Origin of the sequence: Marinobacter bryozoorum (assembly GCF_023156245.1) — a bacterium.
In the GTDB taxonomy this organism is placed as follows: domain Bacteria; phylum Pseudomonadota; class Gammaproteobacteria; order Pseudomonadales; family Oleiphilaceae; genus Marinobacter; species Marinobacter bryozoorum.
Genome location: NZ_JAKZAH010000063.1, coordinates 1 through 9426, shown reverse-complemented (window position 1 = coordinate 9426; position 9426 = coordinate 1). Strand labels below are relative to the sequence as shown.

Here is a 9426-nt window from a genome sequence, read left to right as displayed (position 1 = left end):
GATGGGTGGCAGCCTTGCTCCGGTCCGGGTGGCAGGCTTCACGTGGAATGGGTGGCAACCTTCAGCGGTTTACGCAGATGGCGCTTTCATTGGGAGCCTGTGATGAAAACGACAACCCTCAAGAGCATTGCGGATATCAAAACCGGCTATACCTTTCGGAAAGCCGCGTTATCAAGAGCTTCGACGGATGTATTGGGGCTTCAGATCAGCGATGTGCGACATGCGGATGTGATCGATCCTGCCACGCTAATGAGTATTCAGTGGGAAGGGCGAGGCAATCCCCCAGTGTTGAAGCCTGGTGACGTGGTGATGGCGGCAAAGGGCAATGAGAACAACGCTGCCGTATTTCTCGACCATGAGCAGAAAGTGGTGCCATCCAGCCAGTTTCTCATCTTGTCTGTGAAGAATTCTAAAAGCGTATCACCAGAGTTTTTATGTTGGCTTCTTAACTATCCGGAGACACAGCAAAAAATCTCTGAGCTGAAAGCTGGCACCAAGATCTATTCAATCAGCAAGAAGGCATTGCAACAGCTCGAAGTGTCGATCCCTTCCCGTGAGGTTCAGGAGAAACTCGTCGAGATAGCCCGCCTTTTTGAAGAAGAAAAACGTTTGACTCATGCCCTTATCAAAAATCGTGAAGTCATGGTTCAGGGGATGAGCAAGAAATTGCTTTCGGGAGAAAAGAAATGAACGACGCAATCAAGCAAGAGCAGATCAACAAGGCCGTTTGGAACGCCTGTGACACCTTCCGTGGCACCGTAGACCCAAGCATCTACAAGGACTACGTGCTGACGATGCTGTTCGTGAAGTACCTGTCTGATGTGTACCAGGATCACTACGACAACTACGTGGCCGAGTATGGCGACACCCCGGAGCTGATCGAAGAGCTGATGAAGAACGAGCGCTTTGTGCTGCCTCGGGATTCCGGCTTTTACGCCCTGTATGACCAGCGCCATGAGCCGGGCAACGGCGAGCGGATCGACAAGGCCCTGCACGCCATCGAAGAGGCCAACATCGTCAAGCTGGCCGACGTGTTCCAGGACATCAGCTTCAACTCCAACAAACTGGGGGATGAAAAGCAGAAGAACGACATCCTGCGTCACCTGCTGGAAGACTTCGCCCGGCCGGAGCTGAACCTGCGTCCGAGTCGGATCGGGAAGCTGGATGTCATCGGCAACGCCTACGAATACCTGATCAAGAACTTTGCGGCCACCTCCGGTAAGAAAGCCGGTGAGTTCTACACCCCGCCGGAAGTGTCCGAGCTGATGGCCGAGATCGTCGCGCCGAAGGAAGGCGATGAGATCTGCGACCCGGCCTGCGGTTCGGCCTCACTGTTGCTCAAGTGCGCCAACCAGATCCGTAAGAGCCACGACGGCTCCAAGAACTTCGCCTTGTTCGGCCAGGAAGCCATCGGCAGCACCTGGGCCCTGGCGAAAATGAACATGTTTCTGCACGGGATCGACAACCACAAGCTGGAGTGGGGCGACACCATCCGTAATCCCAAACTGCTCGATGAGAACGGCGGCCTGAAGCACTTCGACATCGTGGTGGCCAATCCTCCGTTCTCACTGGAGAAATGGGGCTTTGAAGGTGCCGACAGCGATCCCTACGCCCGGTTCCGGCGCGGAGTACCGCCAAAGTCCAAGGGCGACTACGCCTTTATCCTGCACATGATCGAGACCCTGAAGCCGAAGACCGGCCGCATGGCGGTGGTTGTGCCCCACGGCGTCCTGTTCCGGGGCTCCAGCGAAGGCAAAATCCGTCAGAAGCTGATCGAAGAAAACCTTCTGGATGCTGTCATTGGCCTGCCTGAGAAGCTGTTCTACGGCACTGGCATCCCGGCGGCGGTACTGGTATTCCGCAAAGATAAAACCGACATCAACGTGCTGTTCATCGACGCCAGCCGCGAGTTCCAGGCCGGCAAGAACCAGAACCAGTTGTCCGATGAGAACATCGCCAAGGTAGTCGAGACCTACAAGCAGCGCGAGAACCTCGACAAGTACGCCTATCTGGCCAGCCTGGAGGAAATCCAGGAGAACGACTTCAACCTCAACATCCCCCGCTACGTGGACACCTTCGAGGAAGAGGAAGAGATCGACCTGATGGCCGTCCAAGCGGAGCGGAAGGAGATCGAGGCGGAGATTGCGAAGCTGAACGAGCAGATGGAGGGGTACCTGAAGGAGTTGGGTTATGGCTCCTGACAAAGACCGGCAGCCCCAAGCTATCGAACCCAGCCCCCGCCTGGTATCCGACATTCGGGAGCTGATCCATGCGGCCCGGCAACAGGTTGTGCAGGCGGTCAACCGCGCCATGGTTCAGACCTACTGGCACATCGGCCGGCTGATCCTCGAAGATGAGCAGCAGGGCGAGGCCCGGGCCGCCTACGGCCAGCAGCAGCTGCAACGTCTGTCCCGAGAGCTGACTCGGGAGTTCGGCAAGGGCTTTGATGTCCGGAATCTGCGCAACATGCGCGCCTTTTATCAGGCCTTTCCAAATCGGAACGCACTGCGTACCGAATTGAGCTGGACGCACTACCGCGCTCTTCTCCGGGTCGAGAGCCCCCAGGCCCGAGAGTGGTACATGATCGAGGCAGCCGATCAGCACTGGAGCAGCCGGGCTCTGGAACGGCAGATCGGCACTTTGTATTACGAACGGCTGCTCAGCAGTCAGGATCGGACAGCCGTACAGCAGGAGGCCGAGCATCAGACCCGCTCACTGTCCGATCAGGACGCCAGAAACTACCTGCGCGACCCCTATGTGCTGGACTTCCTTAATCTGCCCGGTGAGCGCTATTTGGAAGCCGATCTGGAACGAGGCCTGATCGACAACTTGCAGGCCTTCCTGCTCGAACTGGGCAAGGGGTTCGCGTTTGTGGCCCGACAGCAGCGCATCAGCACGGACGATCAGGACTTCTACATCGACCTGGTGTTCTATAACTTCAAACTCAAATGCTTCCTCCTGGTGGATCTCAAGCTGGGTAAGCTCACCCATCAGGATGTCGGGCAGATGGACAGCTACATCCGCATCTACGACCAGCACCGCAAGGGCGACGACGACAACCCGACGATCGGCCTGATCCTGTGCAGCCAGAAAAGCGAGGCGGTGGTGAAATACTCCGTGCTCACCGACAGCGAGCAGATGTTTGCGGCGAAGTACCTGCCCTACCTGCCGACGGAAGAAGAGTTGCGCCGGGAGCTTGAGCGCGAACGGAGTCTGGTACAGCAGCAAATTGAACAGGCGAACGCGCCGGGAGAAAGCAATGACTGAGATGATTATTCGCCGGGGTGTGAGTTCGCGGATGCGAGCCGGATGTGGGATTGAGAGGCTGAACGAGCAGATGGACGGCTATCTGAAGGAGTTGGGTTATGGTGCCTGAAGGGTGGAAGCTAGCTACGATTGATGAAATTGCAACCGTATCGTCTGGAGGTACACCTAGCAGAAAGGAAGCATCCTACTGGGGGGGAGATATTCCCTGGGTAACAACTGCTGAGGTTCACTTTGGCACTATAACGGACACTGCGCAGAAAATTACGTCTACTGGCCTTGAAAACTCCTCCGCAAAGTTATTCCCGAAGGATACGATCCTTATGGCAATGTATGGCCAGGGAAAAACTCGGGGCCAGGTTGCAAAGCTAGGAATTGAAGCCTCAACCAATCAGGCATGCGCGGCCATTCTATTAAAAGGTGATAGCGACACCGGTTACTACTACCACTTTTTAGAAAGCCGCTACGAACACATCCGTAATATGGCTAATACAGGCGGTCAGGAAAATTTGAGCGCGGGGATCGTGAAGTCGATTCAAGTACCGGTCCCCCCCCTCCCCGAACAAAAAAAGATCGCCCAGATCCTTTCCACCTGGGATCAGGCCATCACCGCCACCGAGCGCCTGCTTGAGAACAGCCAGCAGCGAAAGAAAGGGTTGATGCAGCAGTTGCTGACCGGGAAGAAGCGATTGCAGGGGTTTAAACGGGAGTGGATGACGACGGATTTATCTTCTATTTGCACGATCAACCCCAAAAGAAGGCCGAAACCGGCAGACGGCCTTGTTTCGTTTGTATCCATGGATTCCGTCTCCGAAGATGCGAGGCTACTCCGAAAAGATATAAGACGGTATGAAGATGTCTCCAAAGGGTTTACGTCATTTTCTGATGGAGACGTCTTGTTGGCAAAAATAACCCCTTGTTTTGAGAATGGTAAAGGGGCTTTTGTAGAGCGCCTAGTGAATGCAACTGGCTTTGGAAGTACGGAGTTTCATGTCCTGAGGGCCAATAGAAATATCAGTGCAAAATTCATTTATTACCTGACTAACACCCGCGAATTTCGCATTCGCGGAGAGGCCAACATGCAAGGATCAGCGGGTCAGAAGCGTGTGACTACAGACTATCTGAGGTCTTTGAAAGTAACTATACCGCCGTCGTGCGAAGAACAGACAACTATTGCTGAGATATTATCAATTACTGACTCAGAGATTGATTACCTTGAACTCAGCCTTAAGTGCATGAAAAGTGAAAAGAAAGCCCTGATGCAACAAATCCTCACCGGCAAGCGTCGGGTACAGGTGGACACGGAGGCCGCATGAACACCACCCCTCAAGGGAATGAGCAGCATTCGAGTCACATTCCGGCCCTCGCCACCCTGATCAACCTGGGCTGGACGTTTCTGCCGGCTACCGAGTGTCAGGCCCTTCGGGGCAGCCAGCGGGAAGTGGTGATGAAGCCGGTGCTGGAGCGGGTGTTGCGCCGGCGCAAGTTCGAGTTCAAAGGCGAGCGGTACCCGTTGTCCGAGCAGGCCGTGGATCAGGTGATTCGGGAAATCACCACACCCTCCATGGCCCAGGGCCTGATGGACGCCAACCAGTCCGTGTACGACATGCTGACCCTCGGCATCACCGTGACCGAGTTCATCGGTGGCAAGAAGGCTCAGCCCACGATCCACCTGATCGACTGGGAGAACCCGGACAACAACGAGTTCCATGTCTCCGAAGAGATGGAAGTGCTGTCCACTCAGGGTACCCACACCCGCCGGCCGGATGTGGTGGCGTTCATCAACGGCATTCCCCTGGCGGTGATCGAGGCCAAGAAAGCGGCCTCCGGCAATCCCAACAAGAACATGGTGGAGGAAGGCATCAGCCAACACCTCCGCAACCAGAAGAACGATGAGGTGCCGTACCTCTACGCCTTCGCCCAGCTACTTTTTGCGATCAGTCGCAACGACGGACGCTATGGCACCACGCACACCCCCCTGAAGTTCTGGTCGAAGTGGACGGACGAAGAGTTCGACGACCGGTACGTGCAGGACATCAAGAACCGCTCGTTGTCTATGTCCGACAAGGACGCCTTGTTTAAGGACAAGCCCGCGAAGATCCGGGCCTACTTCGAGCAGCTCTGGTCACAGTCGGTCATGCCCACCGAACAGGATCGGCTCCTCGTCGGACTGCTCGACCGGTACCGGTTTCTGGAGTTTCTGCGCCTGTTCATCCTGTTTGACCGGAAGATCGGCAAAATCGCGGCCCGGTACCCACAGGCTTTCGGCATCAAGGCCCTGCTGGAGCGCATCTCCGACTTCAAACCCTCGGGTGAGCGCAAAGGCGGCGTCCTCTGGCACACCACCGGCTCCGGTAAGTCCTTCACCATGGTTTACCTCTGCCGGGCCCTGCTGCTCAGCGACACCCTAAAGAACTGCCGGATCATCGTGGTCACCGACCGGGTAGACCTGGAGAAGCAGCTGTCCAAGACCTTCCTGACCGGCGGCGCCTTTGGTTCCGACATCGCCGGCAAGAAGAGCGGCGACTCCCTGGCCAAGACCCGCTCCGGTAAGGATCTGGCCCGGCGCATCGGCCAGGGCACCGAGCGAATCATCTTCACCATCATTAACAAGTTCGCCTCGGCCGCCAAACAGCCGGAGTGCTACAACCCCTCCAACAACATCATCGTCATTGTTGACGAAGGACACCGGAGCCAGGGTGGCGAGAACCATCAACGGATGCGCCTGGCCCTGCCCAACGCCTCGTTCATCGCCTTCACCGGCACCCCACTGCTGAAAAAAGAGAAGAGCGAAACCGCCGAGAAGTTCGGGGCCATCATCCACGCCTACACCATGAAGCGGGCGGTGGAAGATGGGACGATTACCCCGCTGCTGTACGAAGAGCGTAAACCGCTGCTGGATGTGAACCAGCAAGCCGTCGATACCTGGTTCGAGAAAGTCACCGCATCCCTGTCGGACGACCAGAAAGCCGATCTCAAGCGTAAGTACGCCAAACAGGGCCAGATCTACACTGCCCGGGACCGCATCAAGCTCAACGCTTTCGACATCAGCGTGCATTTCAGTGAGAACTTCAAGAAAGCCGGACTGGAGCTCAAGGGCCAGCTGGCCACTGACAGCAAACTGAGCGCGATCCGTTACAAGCAACACCTCGACGAGATGGGCCGGGTCACCAGCGCCATCGTCATCTCCGCCCCGGATACCCGCGAGGGCCACACCGACGCCGATGAGTCCAACCTGCCACTGGTGCAGGAGTGGTGGAAGAAGAACGTCACAGGCGACCCTCAGGACTATGAGAAGCAGATCATTGAGCATTTCGGTACCGACGGGCCGCCGGACATCCTGATTGTTGTGGACAAACTACTGACCGGCTTCGACGAACCCCGTAACGCGGTGCTCTACATCGACAAGCAGCTCAAGGGCCACAACCTGATCCAGGCCATTGCCCGGGTGAACCGGCTTCACCCTCAGAAGCCCTTCGGTTACCTGATCGACTACCGGGGCATCCTCAAAGAGCTGGATACGGCCATCACTGATTACCAGAACTACGAGGAGCAGACCCAGGGCGGCTTTGCCATCGAGGACATCGACGGCCTGTATTCCAACGTGGACACCGAGTACAAGAAGCTCCCAGCCCTGCACGACAAGCTCTGGAGTTTCTTCGGCGAGGTGCGCAATGTGCTGGACCAGGAACAGTACCGGCAGATCTTCATGCCGAAATACGAGTCCGACGAGGACGGTGTGGAGATGGATACCCGGCAAGCACTTCGGGAGGATTTCTATGAGGCTCTCACCGAGTTCGGCATGTGCCTGAAGACCGCCCTCTCCACTCAGAGCTTCTTCCAGGATAAGGCCTTCACCGAACAGGACATCCGCCGTTACAAATCCGACCTGAAATGGTTCTCCGATCTGCGCAAGGTCATCCGTCTGGATGCCCAGGAAACCGTCGACTACTCCGAATACGAGGGCCAGATCCGGGATCTGATTGACCGGTACGTAACCGGTGTAGACGTAGCACCCGGGGAACAGCCGGTCCTGATCGACGCCGTGGAGGACAACCCGGAAGACTGGTCTGAGGAAAAGACCAAGAACGAAACCGACAAGATCAAAACCCGCACCAAGAAGACGATTGAGGAAAAACTCGGCGACGATCCCTACGCCAAGAAGGTGTTCTCCGCCCTGCTGAAGGATGCCATCGAGAAAGCGGAGTCCATGTTCGACTACAAAGCCCAGTTCAAGCTGTTCAGTGACCTGGAGGCCATGGTGGAAGACCGTGACGTACCGGACCTGCCCACGGATCGGTTCGAGGGCAACAAGCACGCCCAAGCCTACTACGGGGCTTTCAAGCTGGTACTGGGTGAGGCCTTCGCCGAGCTGGAAGCCGAAAAAGGCGAGCAACTGATTCAGGAGGCCTTCGAGATCGACCAGGTGGTGAACCGGGCGGTGGCCGAAAACTCCCTGAACCCCGTGGGCATTGAGCAGGATGTCCGCAAAAGCCTGCTACCCCGCCTGTTCGCCCTGATTGGGCTGGACAAGGCCAAAGCCATGCTGGATGAGGTGGTGCAGATTCTTCGCAATGGAGTCGCCCGTTGATGACCTCGGTAGAGTCCCATCAGGACGAGCAACCACTGGAGTACCTGGCCCGGTACGGTGACCGGGAGTTCCGGTACCACCTTTGCTACGTGCCCGAACACAAGAAGGCAACCATAAGGGTGCATGTGCATCCCAATGGCATGGTGCAGGTCGACGCCCCGGAGAATGCCCAGCTGCCGGATATCAAATCCGCGGTTCAGCGCCGGGCGCGGTGGATACTCAAGCACCTGGACGACATCGCCGAGCGCCACCGGGATGTCCGGCCGCAACAATGGGTGAGCGGCGAGAGCCAGCTGTACCTGGGCCGGCGGTATGTGCTGAAGGTCATCCAGGCCCCGGAGCAGCGAAAGGTTACCTGCAAACTGATTGGCGGCCAGCTGCGCGTGCAGGGCAAAGATCTGAGTGCGGATCGGATACAGAAAGCCGTGCGCCAGTGGTACCGGGATCGCGCCCAGGATGTGTTCCAGCGCAGGCTCGATTTGATGGCTGAGAGTCTGCCCTGGACAACGACGGCACCGGCCTGGCGCATGGTGGAGATGCAAACCCAGTGGGGCAGCTGTTCACCAGAAGGTGCCATCCTGCTGAACCCCCACCTGATCAAAGCCCCGACCCGTGCCATCGACTACGTGCTGCTGCACGAGCTGTGTCATCTGCTGGAGCATAACCACAGCCCACGCTTTTATGGGCTTCTGGATCGGTATATGCCGGAATGGCGGTCGGTGAAGGAACGGCTGGATAATCAATCCGAAACTTTTTTTTACCGGGTTGCGTGCAAAGTGATGAATAGCCCAGACCCCATCTGTAGGGCAAACAGAGTCTGGGTTTAGCTAGCATGAGGTCGCGTTCAAAATAGAAGCAGGCTCTAGTTGGTCAGTAGTCGTAACCTTCCTGCCAATCCTCGTGCTCAGCATAAGACGAAAAAATTTCATCCTCTACGCCAGAATAGTTATGAAGACCACCGGTATCATCGTGTTCAAAGTTCTCGCCACCCTCACAGCCATAACCTGAGTGGTTAGAGATGACCCGATATTCGTTTGGGTGCTGTTCGTTTATGCGCATCCTATCTTCACGCTCGAAAAACACCGACTTATCGTAAACGGGATCAATTTTCATAATGCCAAGGCTCCAATTTGTTGAACACTGACCTGCAAAGCTGACTCCCGCAGCGTTTCAAAGTGCAATTTCGCCGTATTCTCATCATCTAAGAGATGCCGATGTTCAGGGAGAATCCGTTGAGGCTCTGCCATCCATCGATCAACCCAGGACTTTACCGCTGCCTCTGCCCGAGGATCCGCTGTCTCCTCATCAATCTTAGCGGCGAAGGTGTCGAGGTATTCGAGCGCGACATCACTTCCAAGGGCGTCCAGAGGGCATAAGCTTTCTTTTTTTGCAGAATCAAAAGGTGTTATAAGCCACTTATCTAGAGATTCCGGACCTTCGAAGTCCGAAGAATAGCGTATGCACTCATGAACTAGCTTGATAAGCAGAAGCACAGTGAGGTGGACCCAATCAGTTGGACAACCTGATGGTGTCCCTAAGCTATGATCCGGTTGTTTCCTTGGCTCAGGCTG

At 56.3% G+C, this 9426-nt stretch carries 8 protein-coding genes; 6 read left to right on the top strand and 2 right to left on the bottom strand.

The annotated features are described in order from the left end of the window. The 6 genes from MLC59_RS18855 to MLC59_RS18830 all read left to right on the top strand — a co-directional run. A partial coding sequence (locus MLC59_RS18855; RefSeq protein ID WP_248237150.1) for a restriction endonuclease subunit S occupies positions 1 to 690 on the top strand: 690 nt, incomplete at its 5' end. Further along, positions 687 to 2201, top strand: coding sequence for a type I restriction-modification system subunit M (locus tag MLC59_RS18850; RefSeq protein ID WP_248237149.1), 1515 nt, complete (start codon positions 687 to 689; stop codon positions 2199 to 2201). The genes MLC59_RS18855 and MLC59_RS18850, both read left to right, overlap by 4 nt. Next, positions 2191 to 3267: a PDDEXK nuclease domain-containing protein gene (locus MLC59_RS18845; protein WP_248237148.1), complete on the top strand. Its 1077-nt coding sequence runs from the start codon at positions 2191 to 2193 to the stop codon at positions 3265 to 3267. Before MLC59_RS18850 ends, MLC59_RS18845 begins: the two co-directional genes overlap by 11 nt. Positions 3268 to 3365: 98 nt before the next feature. Next, entirely contained in the window at positions 3366 to 4580 is a 1215-nt protein-coding gene (locus MLC59_RS18840; protein WP_248237147.1) for a restriction endonuclease subunit S, read from the top strand. Beyond that, positions 4577 to 7855: a type I restriction endonuclease subunit R gene (locus tag MLC59_RS18835; protein WP_248237146.1), complete on the top strand. Its 3279-nt coding sequence runs from the start codon at positions 4577 to 4579 to the stop codon at positions 7853 to 7855. The genes MLC59_RS18840 and MLC59_RS18835 overlap by 4 nt, the downstream gene beginning before the upstream one ends. Then, complete coding sequence (locus tag MLC59_RS18830) at positions 7855 to 8682, top strand: M48 family metallopeptidase (protein ID WP_248237145.1); 828 nt, start codon at positions 7855 to 7857, stop codon at positions 8680 to 8682. Before MLC59_RS18835 ends, MLC59_RS18830 begins: the two co-directional genes overlap by 1 nt. 43 nt (positions 8683 to 8725) lie before the next feature. Here MLC59_RS18830 and MLC59_RS18825 read toward each other — a convergent pair whose 3' ends face one another. Both MLC59_RS18825 and MLC59_RS18820 read right to left on the bottom strand, forming a co-directional pair. Next, the gene (locus MLC59_RS18825) at positions 8726 to 8968 is read right to left on the bottom strand and encodes a hypothetical protein (RefSeq protein WP_248237144.1); all 243 of its coding nucleotides are present in this window, start codon (positions 8966 to 8968) and stop codon (positions 8726 to 8728) included. Next, a partial coding sequence (locus MLC59_RS18820; protein WP_248237143.1) for a hypothetical protein occupies positions 8965 to 9426 on the bottom strand: 462 nt, incomplete at its 5' end. The genes MLC59_RS18825 and MLC59_RS18820, both read right to left, overlap by 4 nt.

Bases quoted from the DNA above. Each gene is read 5' to 3' on its own strand.
- MLC59_RS18850 (WP_248237149.1), top strand. From the start codon at position 687: ATGAACGACGCAATCAAGCAAGAGCAGATCAACAAGGCCGTTTGGAAC.
- MLC59_RS18845 (WP_248237148.1), top strand. From the start codon at position 2,191: ATGGCTCCTGACAAAGACCGGCAGCCCCAAGCTATCGAACCCAGCCCC.
- MLC59_RS18840 (WP_248237147.1), top strand. From the start codon at position 3,366: ATGGTGCCTGAAGGGTGGAAGCTAGCTACGATTGATGAAATTGCAACC.
- MLC59_RS18835 (WP_248237146.1), top strand. From the start codon at position 4,577: ATGAACACCACCCCTCAAGGGAATGAGCAGCATTCGAGTCACATTCCG.
- MLC59_RS18830 (WP_248237145.1), top strand. From the start codon at position 7,855: ATGACCTCGGTAGAGTCCCATCAGGACGAGCAACCACTGGAGTACCTG.
- MLC59_RS18825 (WP_248237144.1), bottom strand. From the start codon at position 8,968: ATGAAAATTGATCCCGTTTACGATAAGTCGGTGTTTTTCGAGCGTGAA.